Raw genomic sequence first — 21,213 nt, 5'->3', positions numbered from 1 at the left:
GCATGCGGACCGACGGCGGCACCCTCGCCCTCGACGACGACGCCTCCGCGGGCGTCGCCGCGCAGCATCGCCGAGCGGGTCGCGCTCGTCGACACCCCGCGGATCAACGAGCCCGCCGACGATGTCACCCTCCGCGCGGTCGTCGCCGAGGAGCTCGCCCTCGCCGGCCACCGGTCCGGGCGGCACGAGGTGGGCGTGATCCTCGACGACCAGCAGCTCGCCGACCTCGCGCGCGCGCCGTTCTCCGCGGTCCCCGCGGTCGCCCGCATCCGCCTGCTCACGACGCTCGCGGCCTCCCGCGCGGGCGTCGAGGCCGTGGTCGTCACGTCGCCCGAGCGGCACGGCGGCGCGGTCGCCGAGTGGATGCGGGTCCTCCGCGACCTCGCCCGCTCCGGCACCGGCGTCCTCGTCGTCACGAGCGAGGCCGCCGCCGAGGCGATCGCCGCGCTGCCCGCGGACGCCGCCCCGAGCCCCTCCCCCACCCCCTCGATCGACGGAAGCCCGACCCGATGAGACTCCTCCCCCTGGTGCGCGCCGAGCTGACGCGCCTCACCACCACCACCATGTCCAAGGTCGCGCTGGTCGCGCTCGTGCTGGTGCCCGTCCTCTACGGCGGCCTGTACCTCTGGGCCAACCAGGACCCGTACAGCAGCCTCGACAGGGTCCCCGCCGCGCTCGTCATGGCCGACCAGGGCACCACGGTCGACGGCGAGGCGGTCGACTACGGCACGGACGTCGCGACGGACGTCCTCGACGACGCCTCCTTCGACTGGCACGAGGTCTCCTCGGCCGAGGCGCGCACGGGCCTCGAGGACGGCACCTACGACTTCACGCTGACTATCCCGGCGGGGTTCTCCGACGCGCTCGCGTCGTCGTCCGGCACGGATCCCCAGCAGGCGCGCGTGGTCATGGCCACCGACGACGCGAACAGCTACCTCGCCACCACCATCGCGCAGCAGGCCGGGGCGCGGATCACGAAGTCCGTCGCCGCGCGCGTCGGCACGGAGGCCGCGGGCAGGCTGCTGCTGGGCAGCTCGCCGACGTGCGCTCGAGCCTCGGCGACGCCGCGTCCGGCGCGCAGCAGCTCGTCGACGGCACCGCCAGCGCGCGCACGGGCGCCGACAGCCTGGCGGACGGGAACGCGCAGCCGGCCACAGGGCGCCGACACGCTCTCCTCCGGCCTCGCGCAGCTCCGCACGGGGACGGCGCAGCTCCCCGCGCAGACGCAGCAGCTCGCCTCGGGCGCCGACCAGGTCGCGACCGGGGCCGACGTCGCGCTCTCGTCCGGCGCGACCGAGCTCTCCACGGGGGCCGCCGCCCTCACCCCGGGAGCGCAGCAGGTCGCCACCGGCGCCCGCCAGGTCGCCGACGCGGAACGCGCAGATCGCGGCGCTCGGATCCACCGCCTCCGCCGGCGCGGACGACCTCGCCGCCGAGGTGCCCGCCATCCGCGCCGACATCGTCGCCCGCATGACGGCCGCGGGCATCCCGCAGGCGGAGATCGACCAGGCCCTCACCCGGCTCGACGGCCTCGGGAAGGGCATCACGGACGCGGCCGCGAAGACGGACGGCCTGAGCGCCCAGCTCACCACCCTGGCCGCCGGCAGCGAGCGCGTCGCCCAGGGCAGCGCCCAGGTGGCCGACGCCGCCGGGCAGCTGCAGACCGGATCCGCGACCCTGGCGCAAGGCGCCGGCACGCTCGCGACCGGCGGCCGCCAGGTCGCGGACGGCGCCGACGCGCTGGCCGCCGCGTCGCCCGCGCTCGCGTCGGGGATCGCGGAGGCCGCGGACGGCAGCGCGACGCTCGCGACCGGCGCGCACTCCGCGTCCGACGGCGCGACCTCGCTCGCCTCCGGGCTCGGCACCCTGCAGGACGGCGCCACGCGGCTCCGCGACGGGCTCGACTCGGGTCTCGACAAGATCCCCGCGTCCACCGACGCGCAGCGCGACGCGCAGGCCGACACCATCGGCGACCCGGTCGCGCTCCGGCAGGACGCCGTGACGAAGGCCGGCGAGTACGGCGCCGGGCTCGCGCCGTTCTTCATCAGCCTCGCCGCGTGGATCGGGATCTACGCCCTGTTCCTCATCGTCAAGCCGCTGTCCCGGCGCGCGATCACGGCGCGGAAGGCGCCGCTGCGGATCACGCTCGCGGGCTGGCTCACCCCCGCCCTCCTCGGGATCGTGCAGATGGCGGGCCTGTACGCGATCGTCGCGGGAGCGCTCGGCTTCCGCATCGCCCACCCGCTCGCCATGTACGGGACGATGGTGCTCGCGTCGATCACGTTCGCGGCCATCATCCTCGCGCTCAACGTGCTGCTGGGGAGCGTCGGCCAGTTCCTCGGGCTCGTGCTCATGGTCGTGCAGCTCGTGACCGCCGGCGGCACGTTCCCCTGGCAGACCCTCCCGGCGCCGCTCGCCGCGCTGCACCACGTGCTGCCCATGAGCTACGCGGTGGATGCGCTCCGCCAGCTCATGTACGGCGGCGACCTCGGTGCGGCGGCCCGGGACGCGGGCGTGCTCGCGCTCTGGCTCGTCGGCGGGCTCGCGGTGGCGCTGGCCGGCGCGATCCGCATCACCTCGCATCGGACGCTGCGGGACCTCCGGCCGTCGCTGATCGGGTGATCGGGGCGCGCCGGCTGCCCTCAGCGGTCGGCGCGCGGGAGTCGATCGTCGCGACGGGCGCGCCCGCCCAGCCGGATTCCGAGCGCGAGCGCCAGGCCCGCCAGAGCCTCGACGAGCACCACCGCGCCCACGACCGCGGCGGTCGTGAGGAAGTGCACGCCGGATCCGCGGAACGGGTTCCCGGGGCCGACGGCCCCGAACGAGGTGACGACGACGGGCTGCGCCAGCGCCACGGCGAGCGCGACCGCCCCGCCCGCGGTCGCGAGCACCGCCACGGCGAGCAGCACGCGCATCCCGGCGCGGCTCATCGGAGCGCCTCGAGCGGGTTCGCCGCCAGCTTCGCAATCACGCCGCCGTCGACGAGGCGCCGGGCGGCCGTGTGGGGCTTCCGCTCCGCCTGGTCGACGACGCAGGCGCCGAACTCGGCGGCGAGGCCACCGCGCGGATGCACGCCGAGCACCTCCCGCAGGTACCCCTCGGGCAGCGCGTCGGCCCGCGCGCCGGAGATGTCGAGGCCGGTCGCGACCTCCAGGAGGTGCCCCTCGACGTCGAGCTCCGGATCCACCGACGGCCAGTTGTGCCGCACGATCGCGTCGAGCACGCGCCGCCGTCTCGCGGCGGGCCAGCCGGCCCCGGCCGTGAGCGCGACGCCGATGTGCCCGCCCGCGTGCTCGTACGAGATGGCGTGGGCGTCGAACTCCGTGACCGTGCCGATGTCGTGCAGCACGGCCGAGACGTAGAGGATCTCGTGGTCGACGCCCGCCAGCCCGTCGACCACCGCGAACGCCTCCGCCCACAGCCACGAGCGGATCCCGTGGGCGGTGATGGCGGCGGACTGGTACTGGGTGGCCAGCTCGAGGGCCCCGCGGGCGGCGGCCGTGTCGGGCACGGGGAAGTCGGCGATGCGCATGGACCACTGTGACACGGGGCGGATCCCGGTCACGCGTCGTCGCGGCGGCGGCCGATCCGGATCCCCCACCAGAGCGCGAGGGCGACGACGCCGACGGCGAGCACGGCGGCGGACGCGAGCGCCGCCGACGAGACCAGGTGCACGCCCGTCGGGACGAACGACTCGCCGGACAGCGGCGCGTATGCGAACCAGCCGGAGGCGGCGGGCTGCAGCAGGCCGACGCCGAGGGTCACGGCTCCGGCCACCCCGGCGAGCGTCGCGACGACGAGCAGGAGGCGCAGGGATCGGGTCACGGATCCACCGTAGGGGCGGGCGATACGGTTCTCGCATGATCCGACTGAAGGACGTCACCTACCTCGTCCGCGACCACGACGAGGCGCTCGCGTTCTTCGTCGACGCGCTGGGCTTCGTGGTGCGGCAGGACGACGAGCGCGACCGGATGGCGCCGCGTGGTGGTGGGACCCGCGGGCCCGGGCGCCGGCTTCGTCCTCGCGCTCAGCGACGACGCCGACCGCATCGGCCACCAGGCCGGCGATGACGTCGCGTTCTTCCTCGAGACCGACGACTTCGCCGCCCAGCACGCGCGGATGCTCGCGCACGGCGTCGTCTTCCAGGAGAAGCCGCGTCACGAGCCGTACGGCACCGTCGCGGTCTTCGAGGACCCCGTACGGCGCGCCGTGGGACCTGATCCAGCCGCCGGCCGCGTGACCGCGCGTCCGTCCGCCCGGTCGGGGGATCCCGAGCGCCGCGTCCGCCGGCTGCGCGTCGTCGCCGTCGTCGCCCTCGCGGCGGCTGCGTGCGCGGTGCCGATCGCGTTCCTCCCGGCGTGGGGATCCGCGGGCGGGCGCCTCCTGCCGCTCGCGGTGATCCCGCTCGGCGGCATCGTGGTGGTCGCGCTCGCGACGCGGCTGCTCGTCGGATCCGCCCGGCGCGATGAGCGTCCGGCCCGGCCGGACGTCGCGCTGCTCCTCGCGGGCGCGTTCGCGGCGCTGGGCGCGGTGCCCGCGCTGCTCGGGGCGGTTCTGGTCGTCTCCGGGCCCTGACCGGACCGCGGCCTCGGCCCGCGACGCCCCATCCCCGCCGCCACCCGTCCACCGCGGTGCCGCATCGCGTTCACCCGTCGCGCCTACCGTCGTCCCCCGTGACCCAGGACCCGACGACGTCTCCCTCCTCCTCCGCGCTCTCCCGCCGCGGCTTCCTCATCACGAGCGGCGCGGCAGGCGCGCTCGGCGTGGCCGGCCTCGGCGGGGCGCTGCCCGCGGTGGCCGCGACCGCATCCGACGACGCGCTCGGCGCCAGTGCCGTGAAGGCGCCCATCGCGCAGCAGGGGCCCCGCGCGCGCTGGAAGCCCGACACGGCGTCGCCGCGCTTCACGATCGCCGTGCTGCCCGACACGCAGTACCTGTTCGACGGCGCCGCGATCCACCCGGAGCCGCTCGAGGCCTCCCTGCGGTACGTGCTCGCGGAGCGCGACCGGCACAACATCGTCTTCCTCGCGCACCTCGGCGACGTGACCCAGAACGGCGCCGCCGCGGAGATCCAGGCCGCGAGCGCGCAGTTCACGCTCCTCGACCGCGCGGGCGCGGCCTACAGCGTGCTCGCGGGCAACCACGACGTGCCGGGCGACAGCGACGACCAGCGCGGCCGCACGCCGTACCTCGACGCGTTCGGCCCGAAGCGCTTCGCGAGGTCGCCGAGCTTCCGCGGCTCCAGCCCCGACGGCTACAACACGTTCCACACCTTCACGGCGGGCGGCCGCGACTGGCTCGTGCTCGCCCTCGACTGGCGCACCAGCGCCCGCGGCGTGGAGTGGGCGCGCGGCGTGCTCGCGGCGCACCCGACGCTGCCGGTGATCCTCACGGCCCACGCGATCGTCGACTCCCGGCCCGACGGATCCGCCGCCCTCGACGACCACGGCCAGGGCCTCTGGGACTCCTTCATCGCGGACCACGACCAGGTCTTCCTCACGCTCAACGGCCACTACTGGAAGCCCGGCCGCACGACGCTCGTGAACCGCGCCGGCCACGACGTGGACCTGCACCTCGTCAACTACCAGGACCGCTACTACGGCGGCGCCGGGATGATCCGGCTGTACCACGTGGACCTCGAGCGGGACGCGATCGACGTCGAGACCCTCTCGCCCTTCATCCTGGGCGGTGGCCTCGGTACCGGCAACGAGCTGGCGGACGAGGAGGCGCAGCTCTCCGGCGACGTCGACCGCTTCACCGTGTCCGTCGACTTCGCGCGGCGCTTCGCCGGCTTCGCGCCGGTCCCCGCACGGGCCCCCCGCCCCGCCGCCGCGATGCTCGTCCCCGGCACGGTCGCGTACTGGCGCTTCGACGGGCAGCCGGACGGATCCGCGCTCGGCTCGGCCACCCGCATCCCCGACGCCTCCGGTCACGGCAACGACCTGGTGGTCGCGAACCGGGCGGGCGCCGCCCCCGGGTCGCTGCGCTTCTCCGCGGAGCACCACGACTACTCGCCGAGCGCCGGCAGCCTGACGCTCACGGGCGGCAAGGCCTCGGGCGACCACCTCCGCACGGTCGACGGCGCCCCGCTCGACTCCGCCACGTTCCGCCAGGGCTACACGTTCGAGGCCTACCTGCGGATCCCCGAGGGCTACGGCGGCGGAGACGCCTGGAGCTCCATCGTCTCCCAGTCGGCGTCCGCGAGGGACGCCGGCAAGGCGGCCTCCTCGGGCGACCCGGACGAGCCCGCCGTGGTCCTCACCGTCTCCGGCAGCCGCGAGATGCAGTGGTGCGTCTACCCGACCAGCCAGGACGGATCCCTCACGAGCTGGTCGCACGAGCTGCCGGCGGCGACGTGGTGGCACGTCGCCGTGGTGAACGACAGCCAGCACACGACCATGTACGTCGACGGGAACCCGGTCGTGCGGAACCCCACGACGCCGAACCGGGGGCTCGCCTCGGCCGGCAGGTCGTGGCTCGTCGGCGCCAACCACTACGGCGGCCAGCTCGACCACGTGTTCCCCGGCTCCATCGGCGACGTCCGCATCGTGGAGCGCGCGCTGGAGCCCTCGGAGTTCATGAACGCCTGACGGAGAGGGTCGGGACCCCACGTCCGACCACGATCCCTTCGGATAGCCGGCATTGATCCGAAAAATCGGATGAGCTACGGTGATCCGGATAAGCGGATCAAGAAGGTCTGCGCTCACACGATGGGAGACGAGATGCGGACGGCCCCCATCAAGGACCCGACCACCCTCGGCCTGGTCCTCCGAGAGGCGCGCCTGCAGAGCGGCCTGACCCAACGCGAGCTGGCTGCAGCCCTCGACGTCAGGCAGAGCTACATCGCCGAGATGGAGCTGGGCAAGTCGATCAAGGCCCTCGAACGGCTGTTCGACTTCGCCCGAGACCGGCCTGACCCTCACCGCGGATATCGCCGACGCGGCGGAGGCGGATTGATGCGGCTCGCGGTCGAGCTGTACGGCGAGCGGCTGGGCGAGCTCGTGGAGAAGCGCGGCGGCTTCGACTTCGTCGCCGCCCCGTCCGCGGTGGCCGCCCACGGCGTCGGCAGCCGGCTCCTCTCCGTCGCCGTCCCGCTCGTCACCCGCGCGCGCCCGTCGGATGCCGCCATGCGCCGCAACTTCTTCGACGAGCTGTTGCCGGAGGGACGAGCCAGGTCGAGCCTGGCACGACGCGCGGGCGTCTCCTCCGACTACACGATCGGCATGCTCGCCCGGTACGGACGGGACGTGGCGGGCGCGCTGTGCATCTGGGACACCCGAGGGGCCCGATGAGCCACGGGTACCCGAGGCGACCCCCGCCGACGACGACCGCGTGGAGGAGCTGCTGCGCTCGGTCCGATCGGCGCCGCTGGGCAACGTGACCGCCCGCCGAATGTCCTCGCTCGCCGGCGTGCAGGACAAGATCGTCCTGGCTTGGACCGGATCCGGATGGGCGGAACCCCTCGACGGCTTCCCCTCAACCCACATCATCAAGCCGATCATCATGACCATGCCGACCCTCATCTTCGACGAGGAGTACGGCGCCCGCATCGCCCGCAGCCTGGGGCTGCTCGAGTACGGGACCGAGATCAGGACGTTCGGTGCCACGTCCGCGCTCGTGATCGAGCGGTACGACCGGGATCCGGGCTCTCCCGATGGGCGCGTCCACCAGGAGGACTTCAACCAGGCGCTCGGCATGAGCGGTGACGGGAAGTACGAGGATGAGGGGCATCCGGGACTCGCGGCCATCGCCGGCATCGCGCGCCAGGCCGATGGAGGGTCGCTCGCCCGCCTCGCGCGGATGATGACCCTCTCGGTCGCGGTCGGGAACCTCGACATGCATGCCAAGAACCTCTCCCTGCTACACCGTCCGGACGGATCGACGACCCTGGCACCCGCATACGACGTCGTACCCCAGCTGCACCAGGACGTCGATCCGGTCGTGGCCTTGCACGTGGCTGGCCGGCGCGAGCATGCGGACATCCGGCTCGCGCACCTCATCGCCGAGGCAGAGTCATGGGGACTGCGCGGCGCCGGCGCGCTCATCAGGAAGACGATCGACGACATCGCCGGGTTCGTGGCCAGGGAGGACCCCCACGCTGGCGCCGCTCCCGATCTGGCACGTCAGATCGCCCGCATCTGCGACTCGCTCCTCCGCGCCGCCCCCGAGGGCCGCGAGGTCGAGCCGGACCCGACCGCGGAGGAGTCGAGACCGCGATACCTGCCAGAGAGTCCCGGCGGATGGGGTGGTCCCGTCCGCCGCTGACCGAGGGCGGCGGATCGGCGGGCGACCGCCCGGGCCTACAGCTCCGGGTGGTCGTCCTCGAGCAGGTGGAAGCGGCGGTCGCGGTAGACGAGCGGCGGGGCGGGCTCGCCGAGGATGACGTCGAGGACCTCGGCGACGACCAGCACGGATCCGCCCACGGGCACGGTCTGCAGGGTGCGGCAGCGGAGGGCGGCGCGGGCGTCGGCGAGCAGCGGCTCACCGGTCGGGAGCTCCTGGAACCCCTGCTTGGCGGTGAAGCGCGGGGAGCCGGAGACCGCGAAGGCCCGGGCGAGGGCAGCGTGCTGACCGCCGAGCAGGTGCACGAGGTAGGTGTCGGCCTCGAGGATCGCCCCTGCGGATCCCGTGGCGCGCGTCACGGAGAAGGAGAGCGCCGGCGGGTCGACCGAGAGCGAGGCGACGCTCGACGCGGTGAGGCCGGAGGGCCCATCCGGGGTGCGCGCCGTGATGAGCGCGACGCCGGCGGGGTGCCCGCGGAAGGCGGCCTTGAAGAGGTCGGGATCCGCGCTCACGCGTGCTCGCCCTGGGGCGGGAGGGCGGCGATGACCGGATGGTCGGAGTGCGTCACGCCGATCTTGGTGGCGCCGCCGGGCGAGCCCATATCGGCGAAGAACTCCACGTTCGCCGTGTAGTAGTCCGACCACTTCTCCGGCAGGTCGTCCTCGTAGTAGATCGCCTCGACCGGGCACACCGGCTCGCAGGCGCCGCAGTCCACGCACTCGTCCGGGTGGATGTAGAGCGACCGCTCGCCCTCGTAGATGCAGTCCACCGGGCACTCGTCGATGCAGGCGCGGTCCTTGACGTCGACGCACGGCAGGGCGATCACGTAGGTCACAGGGCGTCCTCGCGGGTGGGGGCCGACGCGGCGGCGGAGGTGGGGATGCGCATGGTCTCCAGGGTAGAACCTCACGTACCCTTGAGGTCAATCGAGGGGAGACGTCGTGGCGGATGCGCAGGCAGGGCCGCGGCACGCGCCGGGCGAGCTCCTCACGGTCGGCGAGATGAGCCGCCGCACCGGGGTGGCCGCGTCCGCCCTCCGCTTCTACGAGGACCTCGGCCTCATCGCCGCTGAGCGCACCGCCGGCAACCAGCGCCGGTACGCGCGGCACATGCTGCGCCGGGTGTCGCTGATCACGGTGGCGAAGCGGCTCGGCATCCCGCTCGCCGACGTGCAGGCCACCTTCGACGACGTGCCGCTCGACCGCCCGCCGAGCCACGCCGACTGGCAGCGCGCGTCGCGCCGGTGGAAGCGCCTGCTCGAGGAGCGGCGGCGGAGCGTCGAGCGGCTGGAGCGGGAGCTCACGGGCTGCATCGGCTGCGGCTGCCTGTCGATGAAGGCGTGCGGCCTCCTCAACCCCGACGACGCGCTCGGCGACCGCGGGGCCGGGCCCGTGCGGGTGCAGGGCGGCTGATCCCCGACGCGACCGAGGTCAGCGGCGCCTCCGCCGCGCCACGAGCAGCACCGCCACCGCCGCGATGGGCCACGCGCCGACGATCAGCGGGTCCATCCACAAGTGCTTCACGTCCGTCCGCCCGCGTCCGACCCGCGACGAGACCGGGTGGTGCCGCGGCTCGCTCAGCACGCCCGTCTCGGTGAGGGGGTCGTCCGGTCGCCCGGTCACGAGGGATCCGAGGTGCGCTCCCGCCGCGTCCACCCGGTCGCCGAGCATGAGCAGCAGCCAGTGCACCGAGCGGCCCTCGCTGAAGCGGGCGTACGCGACGCGCTTGATGGCGCCCGAGACGCCGTGCAGGGGCGCGACGGTGCCGAACACGGGCGGCATCTCGGTGTGCTCGATGGAGCGCTCGCGCGGGGTGCGCTGCTCCTGGGCCTCCGGCATGTCCCAGTGGGCGCCGGAGACGAGATCCGTGCGCTCGCGCGGGAACGCCGGGCGGTCGGCGGGGTCGAGGTCGGTGCCCCAGCCGGGGATGCGCGCCCGGAGCGCATCGGCGTCGATCGGGCGGTGGTGGTCGCTCGCGCGGTACGGCATCGTCGGCTCCTAGTCCTCGTCGAACGTGATGACGGTCTTGATGCAGTCGTCGAGCTTCGCGGAGAACGTGCGGTACCCCTCCGCGATGTGCTCGAGCGGGATGCCGGTGGGTCACGATGTCGCGCGGCGTGATGTGCCCGGCGCGGATGTGCTCGAAGAGCCGCGGCCACTGGCGCTTCACGGGCGCCTGGTTCATGCGCATCGTGATGCCCTCGTTCACGGCGTCGCCGAACTTGATGGCGGCGGGGACGGGCCCGTAGGCGCCCAGCACGCTGACGGTGCCGCCCTTGCGGACGCCGTCGATCGCCCAGTTCAGCGCGACGGGCGATCCGCCCTGCACCTTGACCTTCGTGCCGGTGATCTGGTGCAGCGCGTGCCCGTCGGCCTCCGCCCCGACGGCGTCGATGACGACGTCGGCGCCGAGCCCGCCGGTCACGCGCTTGAGCTCCAGCACGGTGTCCTTCACGGCCGAGAAGTCGAGGGTCTCGGCGTGCGCGAACGACTCGGCCTTCCGCAGCCGGTAGTCGAGCTGGTCGACGACGATCACGCGGCCGGCGCCCATGAACCACGCCGACAGCGCGGCGTACAGGCCGACGGGACCGGCACCCAGCACCGCGACGGTGTCGCCCTCGGCGATGTCGCCGATCTGCGCGCCGAAGTAGCCGGTGCTCAGCGCGTCGGTCATGAGGAGGGCGTCCTCGTCGTGGATGTCGTCGGGGATCAGCTGCGGCCCGACGTCGGCGAACGGCACGCGCACGTACTCCGCCTGGCCGCCGTCGTAGCCGCCCGTCGTGTGCGAGTAGCCGTAGATGCCGCCGACGGCCGTGGCGTTCGGGTTCACGTTGTGGCAGTTCGAATACAGGCCGCGGGCGCAGAAGAAGCACGACCCGCAGTAGATGTTGAAGGGCACCATCACCCGGTCGCCGACGGACAGGCTCTCCACCAAGGGGCCTACCTCGTGGACGACGCCGATGAACTCGTGCCCGAAGGTGGTGCCGACCCGCGTGTCCGGGAGGAGCCCGTGGTACAGGTGCAGGTCGGATCCGCAGATCGCGGCCCGGGTGACCCGCACGATCGCGTCGTTCGGATGCTCGATCCGGGGGATGTCCTTCTCCTCGACGCGGATCCTGTACTGGCCCGCGGTACACCATCGCCTGCATGTCGCTCCATCCGGTCGGTCCATCCAGCACACACCGGCCGCCGGACGCCGCCTACCCCTTGACATCGGCGGCGGCGCCGGTCAGCTGCGCGTCGGCCCGCCGGGCGGAGCGCCGGACCGGGAGTTGACATGTCCACCACATCGGCGGATAGTTGACGTGTCGACACAGAGGAGCACGAGCATGCAGCACCGCGCGACCGGCATCGACACCGGAACCGACATCCCCTCCGCCGTCGCCCGCGAGGCGGTGGCCGCGTGAGCGCCGCGACGCCCGTCACCGTCGGGATCCTCGGCGCCGGCAAGGTCGGCACGGTGCTCGCGCGACGCGCCGTCGCCGCGGGGCACCCGGTGCTCATCTCCGGCTCCGGCGATCCCGCGCGCATCGAGCTCATCGTCGACGTGCTGGCCCCCGGCGCCGTCGCCACCACCTCGGCGGACGCCGCGGCCCGTGCCGACGTCGTGATCCTCGCCCTCCCCCTCGGCAAGCTGGCGAGCGTCCCGGCCGCCGAGCTCGCGGGCCGGCTGGTGATCGACGCCATGAACTACTGGTGGGAGGTCGACGGCCACCGCGCTGACCTGGCGGACCCCGTCTCCTCCACCAGCGAGCTCGTCGCGGACCACCTGCCCGCCTCCACCGTCGTCAAGGCGTTCAACCACATGGGGTACCACGACCTCGACGAGGGACCGCGTCCCACCGGCGCGCCCGGGCGGAAGGGCATCGCGCTCGCGGGCGACGACCCCGCCGCGCGCGCCGCCGTCGCGGCCCTGGTGGACGCCTTCGGGTTCGACCCGGTCGACATCGGACCGCTCGCCGCCGGCCGCGTGCTCGAGCCCGGGCACCCGCTGTTCGGGGCGAACGTGGACGCGGACGAGATCCGCCGCCTGGTCGCGACCGCACCGCTCGACGCGGACGCGTCCCGCCCGGCAGCGTGAGCGACCCGGGCGCCGGACCCTTCCCGCGGGCCGCCGTCACCGTCATCGGCGGCGGCCAGGCGGGGCTGTCCGCCGCCCACCACCTCCGCCTGCGCGGCTTCGCGTCCGCGCTCGAGGACCCCGGCGCCCGGCGCTCCTTCGCCGTGGTCGACGCGAACCCGCGCCCCGGCGGCGCGTGGCAGCACCGCTGGGAGTCGCTGCGCATGGCGACCGTCAACGGGATCTTCGGCCTCCCCGGGATGCCCGTCCCGCCCGTCGACCCGACGGAGCCGAGCCGCACCGCCGTGCCGCGGTACTTCGCCGACTACGAGCGGGAGGAGGGCCTGCCGCTGCTGCGCCCGGTGCGCGTGCTCTCGGTGGCGCCCGTGGACGCGGATCCGCGCGGCGACCTGCGGGTGACGTCGACGGCGGGGTCGTGGCGCACCGCCGCCGTCGTGAACGCGACCGGCACCTGGGACGCGCCCGTGATCCCCGACATCCCGGGCCGCGACGGGTTCCTCGGGGTCCAGCTGCACACGCGCGACTACGTGGACGCCCGTGCGTTCGCCGGCATGCGCGTCGCCGTGGTGGGCGGCGGCATCTCGGCCGTCCAGCTCCTCGAGGAGATCAGCCGGGTGACCGACACCCTCTGGTACACGCGCCGCGAGCCCGTCTTCCTCGACCACGAGTTCAGCCCCGGCGAGGACGGCGTCGACGTCGAGCGCCGCGTCGCCGCGGACGCCGCCGCGGGACGGCCGCCGCGCAGCGTGGTCTCGTACACGGGCCTCGGCTGGACCGGCTACGCGCGGGCCGCGCGCGACCGCGGCGTCCTCGTCCGCCGTCCCCTGTTCCGGGCCGTCGGCGCGCGGCACGTCGTCGAGGCGGACGGGTCGTCGACCAGCGTCGACGCGATCCTGTGGGCCACCGGGTTCCGCGCCTCCCTCGCACCTCGAGGGGCTCGACCTGCGCGGACCGCTCGGCGGGATCCCGCTGGTGGGCACGCGCGCGGCCCGGGAGCCGCGCGTGCACCTCGTGGGCTACGGGCCGTCGCAGTCCACGGTGGGCGCGAACCGGGCGGGACGCGCCGCCGTGCGCGAGCTCGCGCGGGACCTCGCCGACCCGGCGGGGGCGCCGGTGCCCGTGCGGGCCTGACGCGCGGGCGCGGCCGCGCGGCACCGCGCGGCTCCCGAGCCCGGCGCCGTCGACCGGATCAGCCGAGGTCGGCGGAGCTCGACCGCCGTCCGCCGCGGTCGAACCGCATCCCGCAGGCGCGCGCGTCGACGTCGGCGGCGACCCCGCCCGTGCGCGCGAAGTCGGCCCACACGCGCCGCACCGCGCGACCGCGCGCCGCGACCTCCGGCCACGCGGCGGTCCCCACGAGGTCCATCGACGTCCACGCCTCCCGCGTGCCGAGGACCAGCGGCACGTCCGAGGTGTGGCCGGCGCCGATGGGGCTCGACGCGGGCGCCGCCCGCAGCACGTACCGCACGGCCCGCCCGCCCGCGGCGCGGTGGCGGGCGGCGAACGCGGTGACGGGCCACGTGTAGACGAGGCGGGTCGTCGGCCGGACGACCGCGCGCATCAGCACGGCCCGGAGCGCCCGGCCGACGACGGGCACGCGCAGCAGCGGCGCGACCACAGGGAGCGCCGGGAGGTACATGGCGGTCTCGTCGCGCGTGGTGCCGATGAGGAGATCCACGTCGGGCGCGATCGCGGCCCACGCCGCCTCCCGGTCGGCCTCGGGGGGCAGCGGCGCGTGACCGTAGCGCGGCCCCCACGGCAGTCCCGCGCGGATCCCCGACGCCCACGACGCCCGCTCGGCCCGCGCCTGGCGGCGCATCACGTCGGCGAGCGGGGCGTCGGCCGCGAGCGTGCGCGTGGTGCGCGCCATCGCCCGGAACATGCGCTCGCGCCCGGCCGTGATCCCCACCGGCGGGCTCTGCACGATCGCCCGGCGGAAGAGCCCGCGCGCGCCGTCGCTGATCATGAGGTGCAGGATCGCGTCACCGCCCGCCGACTGCCCCATCGCCGTGACCTGCCCCGGGTCGCCGCCGAACGCGGCGATGGAGTCGCGGACCCAGCGGAGCGCCTCGAGCTGGTCGAGGAGCCCGAGGTTCGCGGGCGGGCCGTCGTGCGGGCGGCGCCCTCCGGATCCCCCGCCGCCGAAGCCGAGGAGCCCCAGCCGCGCCGTCACGGCCACCACGATCACGCGCTGCTCCACGACGAGCGCGCGCGGGTCGTGGATGGGCAGGTCGCCCGCGCCCGTCGTGTACCCGCCGCCGTGGAACCACACGATGACGGGCAGCGTCTCGCCGGGCCGCAGGTCGGCGGGCAGGGTGAGGGAGAGCCGCTGGCAGTCCTCGGAGCGCGCGACGCCCGCGAGCGCCCCGCGCATGAGCGTGTCGAGGATGCGCGACGACGGCTGCGGGCACGCGGGCGCCGGCTGCACGGCCGCGAGCACGAGCGCCTCGCCGTCGGATCCTCGGGCGGGCCGCGCGGGCACCGGCGGCTCGCCGCGCCCGGCCGTCGCGTAGGGGATCCCCAGGTAGCGGATCACGTCGCCGTCCGCGAGGCCCGTGACCGGCCCCGATCGCGTCGTCGTCGGGCCGAGGGAGGAGGGCGCGGGCATCCCGCCACGCTATCCGCCCGCGCCCGGATCGGCGCCGCCGGTCGGGGCGGGGCCCCGGGCAGGCGTACCGTCGAGGGGTACCGCATCCGAAGAGGGCGCGGCCGGATCGACCCGATCCTCCCCCTCCCCACCGGACAGCTCAAGGAGAACCATGCGCACCGTCAACGCCTACGCGGCCACGTCCGCCACCGATCCCCTCACCAAGACCACCATCGAGCGCCGCGACGTCGGCCCGAAGGACGTCTCCATCGACATCGCCTACTCGGCGTCTGCCACTCCGACATCCACACCGTCCGCGGCGAGTGGGGCCCCATCGCCTACCCGCAGGTCGTCGGCCACGAGATCGTCGGCCGCGTCACCGAGGTCGGCTCCGACGTCACGAAGCACCAGGTCGGCGACCTCGTCGGCGTCGGCTGCATGGTCAACTCCTGCAAGGAGTGCGAGCAGTGCAAGGCCGGCCAGGAGCAGTACTGCCTGAAGGGCAACATCCAGACCTACGGCGGCACCGACCCGGCCGACGGCACCATCACGCAGGGCGGCTACTCCGAGGCCGTCGTCGTCGACGAGGACTTCGTGCTCCGCGTCCCGAGTCCCTCGACGTCGAGAAGGTCGCCCCGCTGCTCTGCGCCGGCATCACCACCTACTCGCCGCTGCGCCACTGGAACGCGGGCCCCGGCACCAAGGTCGCCGTCGTCGGCATGGGCGGGCTCGGCCACATGGCCGTGAAGATCGCGCACGCCATGGGCGCCGAGGTCACCGTGCTCTCGCAGACGCTCTCCAAGAAGGAGGACGGCCTCCGCCTCGGCGCCGACCGCTACTTCGCCACCAGCGACGACGCCACGTTCGAGGAGCTCGCGAGCTCGTTCGACCTGATCATCAACACCGTCTCCGCGAAGCTCGACATGTCGAAGTACATCGGCCTGCTCGCGATCGACGGCACGCTGGTGAACGTCGGCGCCCCGTCGGAGCCGCTCGAGATCCCCGCGTTCGCGCTCATCCCCGCGCGCCGCAGCTGGGCCGGCTCCATGATCGGCGGCATCGCCGAGACGCAGGAGATGCTCGACTTCTGCGCCGAGCACGGCATCGTCCCGGAGACCGAGCTCGATCTCGGCCGACCAGGTCAACGAGGCCTACGACCGCGTCCTCAAGTCGGACGTGCGCTACCGCTTCGTCATCGACGCGAAGACGTTCGCGTAAGCACGCCGCGCGTCACGCGCACGGGAAGGGCCCCGCGGATCCTCGGATCCGCGGGGCCCTTCCCGTCGCCTTGTCCGCGGCGCCTCCCGGTAGCGTCGGGGTCATGCGCCTGATCCTGATCCGCCACGGCCAGACGAGCTCGAACGTCGCCGGCCTCCTCGACACCCGCATCCCCGGCCCCGGGCTCACCGAGCTCGGCCGCACCCAGGCGTCGCTGCTGCCGGGTGCGCTCCAGGGCGAGGACATCGGCCGGATCCACGTCTCCACCATGCGGCGCACCCACGAGACGGCCGCGCCGCTGCGCGCAGGCGCTCGGCCTCACGCCGGTCGAGAGCGCGGGGATCCGCGCGATCTCCTCCAGGCAGACCTCGAGATGTCGCGGCGACCGGGCGGCCGTCACGGAGTACGTCGAGACGATGGTCCGGTGGGTCGACGGCGAGCACGACCTGCGCCTGGCCGGCGGCGAGACGGGGCACGGGTTCGCGGCGCGGTTCGACGCCGTCGTCGCCGCAGGCGGAGGCCTCGGGGCACGGCACGGTCGCGCTCGTCAGCCACGGCGCCGCCATCCGCTCGTGGACGGGCCTCCGCGCGCACGGCGTCGACGGGGCCTTCGTCGCCGACCACCCGCTCGAGAACACGGGCGTCGTCGTCCTCGTCGGATCCGGCGCGGACTGGCAGCTCGAGTCCTGGGAGGGCGAGCCCGCGGCCGGCGTCGGAGCCGCACGCGCCGCTCCGGCCCGGCGGGCGAGCCCGCGCCTGCTAGCCGGCGCGCCGCCTCCGCGCGTCGCTCCGATCAGCGAGCCCGCGCACCGCCGTCACGGCCCTCGACCGCCCTCCTCCCCTTGCGCTCTGCGTCGCAGAGTGAAAGGCTCTGCATCACAGAGCGACCGACAGGAGGAGCACCATGACGACCCGCACGATCGACCTCCACGCGCAGCGTGCACGCCCTGCGACGCGCGTCCTCGATCCCCCTCATCGTCGTCGGCGCGGCCGTGGCGCTGGTCGCGCTCCTCGTCGGCAGCGCGCTGCCGGTCGCCGGCCCGGCGTCCGGATCCGTGGTCACGGTCCTCGCGGCGGTCGCCCTCTGGCTGGCCCTGCGGGTCGTCTCTCGCCCGCCAGGGCCTCGGGCATGGGCCGGGAGCGCATCGGCGTCGTGGTGCTCGTCGCGTGCGGCGCCGCGACCCTCGTCATCGTGCCGCTCCTGCTCGGACCCGCGTTCCTCCTCGGCGTGCTGCTGTTCGCGGTCGGGTGGCGCCTGGAGGACCGGCGGCAGTGGATCACCGGCGCGGTCGTCGCGGTCGTCGCCATCCCCGCAGCCGCCCGCTCCTCGAGGACGCCATCGCCGCCCTACGGCCGGCTCGTCACCGGCGACCCGCTCATCCGCGCGTCGGCGGACGACGTCGTGCTCCTGATCATCGGGTTCGCGGTGCTCGGCATGGGGCTCCTCGCCTGGCGCCGGGAGGACCGGATCACGCGCGGGCGCCACGTGCCTGACCAGACGCCCGAGGAGACGCCCGACCACGCCTCCGCCTTCCGGTCGCTGGACGACGCCGTGCACCAGCGCACCCGCCTCGGGATCCTGACCGTGCTGCTGGAGGCCGGCGAACTGGCCGACTTCCGGTTCCTCAAAGGGCGCCCTCGACCTCACCGACGGGAACCTCGGGCGGCACCTCGAGGTCCTGTCGAGCGCCGGCTACGTGACCACGCGCCGCGGCTACGACGGCCGCCGCAGCAAGGCCTGGGTCGCCCTCACCTCCCGCGGCGCCGACGCCCTGCGCATCGAGGCGGACGCGCTCCGCGCCATCGTCGCCCGGCTCGATGGCGGCGGCGGCGGCCCGCTCGTGGGCGACGGCTCCTGAGCCGCTCCGCGCACCGACCTCAGCCGACGCGCTCCGCGAGCGCCACCGTGATGCCCTCGGGGCCGCGCACGTAGGCCATCCGCCAGACGCCCTCGTGCTCGCCGATCCCGCCAAGCCAGGCCGGTATCCGTCCTCGGCGAGCGCCGCGACGCGCGCCGCCAGCCCGTCGACCTCGAAGGCCACGCTGCGGATCCCGAGCTCGTTGGCGAGCGCGCGCGGCGACCCGGGCACCGCGTCGGGCCGCGCGAACGAGGACAGCTCCACGGCCGTGCCGCCCTCGGGGGTCCGCAGCATCGCGATCTCCGACCGGGCGTCCGGGATGCCCGTCACCGTGTCGATGAAGCCGCCCTCCACGACCGTGCGCCCCTCGACCTCCAGGCCGAGGACACGAAGAACGCGATCGCCCCCTCGAGGTCCCGGACCGTGATCCCCACGTGGTCGAACCGCACCGTGCGCGTCATCGTCGCCTCCTCCGGGCGGTCGGGGCCGCCTCGTCCGGAGCCTACGACCGCCTCGGCGCGCGGGGAAGCGCGCGGCCTCGCGGATCGCCGCACGGTCGACCGGGTGCACCGCGGGTGAGGCGACCCCGCAGGCGGCACTGGCGCCCCCACCCCGAACCCGCTTGAGTGGCGTCATGGCGACGGCGGGCGGGAGCGGCTCGGACGAGGATCCCCGCACCCGCCGCAGCGGCACCCGGGGCGGCTCCTGTGGCCGACGGCCGCGTGGTCCTGGGCGCTGCAGTTCGCCGTCCTCAACCCGCTCCTCGCCGTGCTCCTCGTCTCGCTCTACGGCGCCAGCCCCGCGCAGGTGGGGGTGGTCCTGGGCGTCTACAACGCGGGCGGCTTCGTGGCGTCGCTGCTGATCCCGACCTTCGCCGACCGCCGCGGCGACTACCTCCGTCCCCTCGTGGTCTGCGCGGTCACGGGGGTCGCCCTGGTGATCGTCCTCACGGTCACGACGGCGCTGCCCGTCGCGGTGATCGCCCTCGTCGTCCTGGGCGGGCCGCCCGGCGTCGGGATCGACCCTCCTGTTCGCGCAGCTGCGCCACGAGGGGGCGCCGCCCACCGGATCATCCGCACGCGCGCGATCGTGTCGTCGGCCTGGGTGGTCGGGCCGCCGCTCGCGACGCTCGTGACCGGCGCGGCCGGGACGCCGTCGGCCCTCCTGCTCCTCCTCGGGATCAGCGGCGTCAACGTCGTCACCGCCCTGCTCCTCCTCCGCCGCCATGGGCCGGTGCCCGCGCGCGACCCGGCCGAGGTCCGGCCGTCGCTCCTCGCTCAGCTGCGCGGCTGGTCCAGGTGGCGGGTCGTGACGGCGTTCACCCTGCTGCAGGCCACGAACAGCGCGACCGTCACCGTGCTGGCCCTCTTCGTCGCCGACGACCTGGACGCGCCGATCGCCTGGGCCGCCGCATCGTGCTGGGCGCCGCGGCGCTCGTGGAGATCCCCGCGCTGCTGATCATGGGGCCGCCACGAGGGCACGTCGACCCGCGTGCTGCTCGGCACGGGCTGGGCCTGCGGGATCGTGTACTACGCGCTCGCGGCGGCCGCCCGGGAGCCGTGGCAGCTGCTCGCCCTCCAGCCGCTCAACGCGTGGTTCTTCGCGTCGGTGGCCGGCGTCGGCCTGACCGTCTTCCAGGACGCCTTCGCGAACCCGGGCCTCGCGTCCGGCCTGTTCACGAACACGCGGCGGGTCGGATCCGTGCTGGCCGGGCTGCTCATCGCCGAGCTCAGCAGACCTGCCGCGCCGTATCGCGGGGTCTACGCGGCCTCGGCGGCGGTGGTGCTGCTCGTGCTCGTCGGCGCGGCCGTCGTGCAGGCGGTCGGGCGCGACCCCGCAGGGGAGGGCGCGGCGTAGGCCGCGCGGCCGGCGCCGTGACCGCGCCCGTGACCGCGTCAGTCCGCGGGAGGCTCCTGCGCCGGCCGCTGCCCGATGGACGACTGGAAGCGCACCAGGTAGCCGTCGGGATCCTGCACGAGGAGCTGCCGGACGCCGGCCTCCTCGTCCCCGATCCGGTACCAGGTCGTCTCCGGCTCCAGGTAGAGCACGACGCCCGCCGCGGTGAGCGCCTCCGCGACGACGTCGGCGTCCTCGACGGCGATCTGGAGGTTGATCCCGCGCCCAACGGCCGCTCCAGCGGCCCCGTCACCCAGTTCCGGATGATGCCCGACTGCTCGAGCATGAGGTGCGCGCCGCCGCGCGCGATGTACGCGAAGCCCTCGGCCGGCCGGTCGTAGACCACGGCGAAGCCGCAGAGGTCGCGCCAGAAGGCGAGGCTCGCGGCGAGGTCGGTGACCAGCAGCTCGGGGACCAGGTCGGGCTCGGCGTGGGGATCCATGCGGCCATGCTCGCAGACGGCCCGCGCGTCGCGGCGGTCCCGCCTGCCCCGGTCCACCCCGGCACTCACCCCGCGTCGCGGCAGCGGGCCGGGGACGAAGCCGGGGAAGTCCTCGCCGATCCCGCCGGGCTCGGAGAAGCCGTCCACGAACGCGGTCGCCTCCGCGACCAGCTGCTCGCGCGTGAGCCGCCCTCCCCCCGACGGTGAACCCGTATGCACCGCCGCCCGGCCCGCTCAGCCAGGTGAGGTCGTAGGCCGGCGTCGCCTCGGCCGGCGCGCGCTCGACGATCCGCCAGCGCTCCCCGCGCACCGACACCTCGAACGGCTCCACCCGACGAGCCTACGAGCGGGCTCCCGTTAGCGTGGACGGATGATCTCCACGCTCCCGCCCACCGCCGAGCTTCACCTGCACGTCGAGGGGACGCTCGAGCCCGAGCTGGTGTTCGAGCTCGCGGAGCGCAACGGCGTCGAGCTGCCGTACGCGGGCATCGAGGACCTCCGCTCCCGCTACGCGTTCACCGACCTGCAGATCCTCCTTCGACCTCTACTACGCGTGCACCGCCGTGCTCCGGACGCGCCGCGACTTCCACTACCTCGCGGCCGCGTACCTGGAGCGGGCGGCCGCGGACGGCGTCCGCCACGTGGAGATGTCGTTCGACCCGCAGGCGCACACGATGCGGGGCGTCCCGATCGGCGACGTCATCGACGGCCTCCTCGACGCGCTCCGCGACGCGCGGGTGCGCCACCACGGCCTCTCGGGCGGCCTCATCCTCAGCTTCCTCCGCGACCGGCCCGTGGCGGAGGCGATGGCGACCCTCGAGTCCGTCGCGCACCGCGCCCGCACCGAC

The 21,213-nt window shown here is 74.7% G+C and carries 21 protein-coding genes and 6 pseudogenes; 17 read left to right on the top strand and 10 right to left on the bottom strand.

Annotated features, from left to right (window positions below; all coding sequences use genetic code 11):
• Positions 1 to 195: 195 nt before the first annotated feature.
• Positions 196 to 513: a hypothetical protein gene (locus ACZ411_RS13950; RefSeq protein WP_464171262.1), complete on the top strand. Its 318-nt coding sequence runs from the start codon at positions 196 to 198 to the stop codon at positions 511 to 513.
• Positions 510 to 2,622 (top strand): annotated as a pseudogene (locus tag ACZ411_RS13945) (YhgE/Pip family protein). The gene ACZ411_RS13950 and the pseudogene ACZ411_RS13945 overlap by 4 nt, the downstream one beginning before the upstream one ends.
• A 20-nt stretch (positions 2,623 to 2,642) precedes the next feature.
• Here the strand turns inward: ACZ411_RS13945 and ACZ411_RS13940 are convergent.
• From ACZ411_RS13940 to ACZ411_RS13930, 3 genes are read right to left on the bottom strand one after another with little or no spacing between them, the layout of a single operon-like run.
• On the bottom strand, positions 2,643 to 2,930 hold the full coding sequence (locus ACZ411_RS13940) for a hypothetical protein (protein ID WP_464171261.1): 288 nt from the start codon (positions 2,928 to 2,930) through the stop codon (positions 2,643 to 2,645).
• Positions 2,927 to 3,547, bottom strand: coding sequence for an HD domain-containing protein (locus ACZ411_RS13935; protein WP_464171260.1), 621 nt, complete (start codon positions 3,545 to 3,547; stop codon positions 2,927 to 2,929). The genes ACZ411_RS13940 and ACZ411_RS13935 overlap by 4 nt, the downstream gene beginning before the upstream one ends.
• Positions 3,548 to 3,561: 14 nt before the next feature.
• Positions 3,562 to 3,825: a hypothetical protein gene (locus ACZ411_RS13930; RefSeq protein ID WP_464171259.1), complete on the bottom strand. Its 264-nt coding sequence runs from the start codon at positions 3,823 to 3,825 to the stop codon at positions 3,562 to 3,564.
• 35 nt (positions 3,826 to 3,860) lie between these two features.
• Here ACZ411_RS13930 and ACZ411_RS13925 point away from each other — a divergent pair, with 35 nt between their 5' ends.
• From ACZ411_RS13925 to ACZ411_RS13905, 5 genes are all read left to right on the top strand, one after another.
• Positions 3,861 to 4,070 (top strand): hypothetical protein, encoded by a 210-nt coding sequence (locus tag ACZ411_RS13925; protein ID WP_464171258.1) that lies wholly within the window; start codon positions 3,861 to 3,863, stop codon positions 4,068 to 4,070.
• Positions 3,982 to 4,575 carry a VOC family protein gene (locus ACZ411_RS13920; protein WP_464171257.1) on the top strand — a complete coding sequence of 198 codons (594 nt, stop codon included), beginning with the start codon at positions 3,982 to 3,984 and terminating at the stop codon, positions 4,573 to 4,575. Before ACZ411_RS13925 ends, ACZ411_RS13920 begins: the two co-directional genes overlap by 89 nt.
• A 98-nt stretch (positions 4,576 to 4,673) precedes the next feature.
• Positions 4,674 to 6,590 (top strand): LamG-like jellyroll fold domain-containing protein, encoded by a 1,917-nt coding sequence (locus ACZ411_RS13915; RefSeq protein ID WP_464171256.1) that lies wholly within the window; start codon positions 4,674 to 4,676, stop codon positions 6,588 to 6,590.
• 132 nt (positions 6,591 to 6,722) lie between these two features.
• A complete protein-coding gene (locus ACZ411_RS13910) occupies positions 6,723 to 7,292 on the top strand; it encodes a HipA N-terminal domain-containing protein (RefSeq protein WP_464171255.1) in 570 nt (189 codons plus the stop codon).
• Positions 7,293 to 7,332: 40 nt separating this feature from the next.
• The gene (locus ACZ411_RS13905) at positions 7,333 to 8,265 is read left to right on the top strand and encodes a HipA domain-containing protein (protein WP_464171254.1); all 933 of its coding nucleotides are present in this window, start codon (positions 7,333 to 7,335) and stop codon (positions 8,263 to 8,265) included.
• A gap of 35 nt (positions 8,266 to 8,300) precedes the next feature.
• Here ACZ411_RS13905 and ACZ411_RS13900 read toward each other — a convergent pair whose 3' ends face one another.
• The gene (locus ACZ411_RS13900) at positions 8,301 to 8,795 is read right to left on the bottom strand and encodes a flavin reductase family protein (RefSeq protein WP_464171253.1); all 495 of its coding nucleotides are present in this window, start codon (positions 8,793 to 8,795) and stop codon (positions 8,301 to 8,303) included.
• Entirely contained in the window at positions 8,792 to 9,118 is a 327-nt protein-coding gene (gene fdxA, locus ACZ411_RS13895) for a ferredoxin (protein ID WP_464171252.1), read from the bottom strand. Before fdxA ends, ACZ411_RS13900 begins: the two co-directional genes overlap by 4 nt.
• A 106-nt stretch (positions 9,119 to 9,224) precedes the next feature.
• On the opposite strand from fdxA, the gene soxR reads away from it, so the two are divergent.
• Positions 9,225 to 9,695, top strand: a complete 471-nt coding sequence (gene soxR, locus ACZ411_RS13890; RefSeq protein WP_464171251.1) for a redox-sensitive transcriptional activator SoxR — start codon at positions 9,225 to 9,227, stop codon at positions 9,693 to 9,695.
• A gap of 18 nt (positions 9,696 to 9,713) precedes the next feature.
• On the opposite strand, the gene ACZ411_RS13885 is transcribed toward soxR, so the two are convergent.
• Positions 9,714 to 10,271: a hypothetical protein gene (locus tag ACZ411_RS13885; protein WP_464171250.1), complete on the bottom strand. Its 558-nt coding sequence runs from the start codon at positions 10,269 to 10,271 to the stop codon at positions 9,714 to 9,716.
• Positions 10,272 to 10,280: 9 nt separating this feature from the next.
• Positions 10,281 to 11,431 (bottom strand): annotated as a pseudogene (locus ACZ411_RS13880) (zinc-dependent alcohol dehydrogenase).
• A gap of 254 nt (positions 11,432 to 11,685) precedes the next feature.
• Between ACZ411_RS13880 and ACZ411_RS13875 the strand changes: the two are divergent.
• On the top strand, positions 11,686 to 12,363 hold the full coding sequence (locus ACZ411_RS13875) for an NADPH-dependent F420 reductase (protein WP_094115113.1): 678 nt from the start codon (positions 11,686 to 11,688) through the stop codon (positions 12,361 to 12,363).
• A pseudogene (locus ACZ411_RS13870) lies at positions 12,360 to 13,494 on the top strand (NAD(P)-binding domain-containing protein). The gene ACZ411_RS13875 and the pseudogene ACZ411_RS13870 overlap by 4 nt, the downstream one beginning before the upstream one ends.
• A gap of 58 nt (positions 13,495 to 13,552) precedes the next feature.
• On the opposite strand, the gene ACZ411_RS13865 reads toward ACZ411_RS13870, so the two are convergent.
• Positions 13,553 to 14,971 carry a carboxylesterase family protein gene (locus ACZ411_RS13865; RefSeq protein ID WP_464171249.1) on the bottom strand — a complete coding sequence of 473 codons (1,419 nt, stop codon included), beginning with the start codon at positions 14,969 to 14,971 and terminating at the stop codon, positions 13,553 to 13,555.
• A gap of 151 nt (positions 14,972 to 15,122) precedes the next feature.
• Here ACZ411_RS13865 and ACZ411_RS13860 point away from each other — a divergent pair.
• The 3 genes and pseudogenes from ACZ411_RS13860 to ACZ411_RS13850 all read left to right on the top strand — a co-directional run bounded on the left by ACZ411_RS13860 (position 15,123) and on the right by ACZ411_RS13850 (position 18,101).
• Positions 15,123 to 16,168, top strand: a pseudogene (locus tag ACZ411_RS13860) (NAD(P)-dependent alcohol dehydrogenase).
• A 103-nt stretch (positions 16,169 to 16,271) separates the two neighbouring features.
• Positions 16,272 to 16,931, top strand: a complete 660-nt coding sequence (locus ACZ411_RS13855; RefSeq protein ID WP_464171248.1) for a histidine phosphatase family protein — start codon at positions 16,272 to 16,274, stop codon at positions 16,929 to 16,931.
• Between the two features lie 141 nt (positions 16,932 to 17,072).
• Positions 17,073 to 18,101 (top strand): hypothetical protein, encoded by a 1,029-nt coding sequence (locus tag ACZ411_RS13850; RefSeq protein WP_464171247.1) that lies wholly within the window; start codon positions 17,073 to 17,075, stop codon positions 18,099 to 18,101.
• Between the two features lie 252 nt (positions 18,102 to 18,353).
• Here the strand turns inward: ACZ411_RS13850 and ACZ411_RS13845 are convergent, their stop codons facing one another.
• Positions 18,354 to 18,488: a hypothetical protein gene (locus ACZ411_RS13845; RefSeq protein WP_464171246.1), complete on the bottom strand. Its 135-nt coding sequence runs from the start codon at positions 18,486 to 18,488 to the stop codon at positions 18,354 to 18,356.
• A gap of 244 nt (positions 18,489 to 18,732) precedes the next feature.
• Here ACZ411_RS13845 and ACZ411_RS13840 point away from each other — a divergent pair, with 244 nt between their 5' ends.
• Together ACZ411_RS13840 and ACZ411_RS13835 are read left to right on the top strand one after the other, a co-directional pair.
• Positions 18,733 to 19,485 carry an MFS transporter gene (locus tag ACZ411_RS13840; protein ID WP_464171337.1) on the top strand — a complete coding sequence of 251 codons (753 nt, stop codon included), beginning with the start codon at positions 18,733 to 18,735 and terminating at the stop codon, positions 19,483 to 19,485.
• Positions 19,486 to 19,518: 33 nt separating this feature from the next.
• Positions 19,519 to 19,884 carry a hypothetical protein gene (locus ACZ411_RS13835; protein ID WP_464171245.1) on the top strand — a complete coding sequence of 122 codons (366 nt, stop codon included), beginning with the start codon at positions 19,519 to 19,521 and terminating at the stop codon, positions 19,882 to 19,884.
• Between the two features lie 38 nt (positions 19,885 to 19,922).
• Here the strand turns inward: ACZ411_RS13835 and ACZ411_RS13830 are convergent, their stop codons facing one another.
• Complete coding sequence (locus ACZ411_RS13830; protein WP_464171244.1) at positions 19,923 to 20,075, bottom strand: hypothetical protein; 153 nt, start codon at positions 20,073 to 20,075, stop codon at positions 19,923 to 19,925.
• Positions 20,076 to 20,735: 660 nt separating this feature from the next.
• Here ACZ411_RS13830 and ACZ411_RS13825 point away from each other — a divergent pair.
• Positions 20,736 to 20,828 (top strand): annotated as a pseudogene (locus ACZ411_RS13825) (hypothetical protein); the annotation flags it as partial.
• A gap of 100 nt (positions 20,829 to 20,928) precedes the next feature.
• Positions 20,929 to 21,147 (top strand): annotated as a pseudogene (locus ACZ411_RS13820) (adenosine deaminase); the annotation flags it as partial.
• Positions 21,148 to 21,213 lie beyond the last annotated feature (66 nt).

The sequence above is a fragment of the Clavibacter sp. AC415 genome, from assembly GCF_979252985.1.
This window is presented reverse-complemented; position numbering and strand designations above follow the sequence as displayed.

Excerpts from the sequence above, each read along its gene's own strand:
- ACZ411_RS13940 (WP_464171261.1), bottom strand. The coding sequence starts at position 2,930 with ATGAGCCGCGCCGGGATGCGCGTGCTGCTCGCCGTGGCGGTGCTCGCG.
- ACZ411_RS13925 (WP_464171258.1), top strand. The coding sequence starts at position 3,861 with ATGATCCGACTGAAGGACGTCACCTACCTCGTCCGCGACCACGACGAG.
- ACZ411_RS13910 (WP_464171255.1), top strand. The coding sequence starts at position 6,723 with ATGCGGACGGCCCCCATCAAGGACCCGACCACCCTCGGCCTGGTCCTC.
- ACZ411_RS13885 (WP_464171250.1), bottom strand. The coding sequence starts at position 10,271 with ATGCCGTACCGCGCGAGCGACCACCACCGCCCGATCGACGCCGATGCG.
- ACZ411_RS13865 (WP_464171249.1), bottom strand. The coding sequence starts at position 14,971 with ATGCCCGCGCCCTCCTCCCTCGGCCCGACGACGACGCGATCGGGGCCG.
- ACZ411_RS13855 (WP_464171248.1), top strand. The coding sequence starts at position 16,272 with ATGCGCCTGATCCTGATCCGCCACGGCCAGACGAGCTCGAACGTCGCC.
- ACZ411_RS13850 (WP_464171247.1), top strand. The coding sequence starts at position 17,073 with ATGACGACCCGCACGATCGACCTCCACGCGCAGCGTGCACGCCCTGCG.
- ACZ411_RS13845 (WP_464171246.1), bottom strand. The coding sequence starts at position 18,488 with ATGACGCGCACGGTGCGGTTCGACCACGTGGGGATCACGGTCCGGGAC.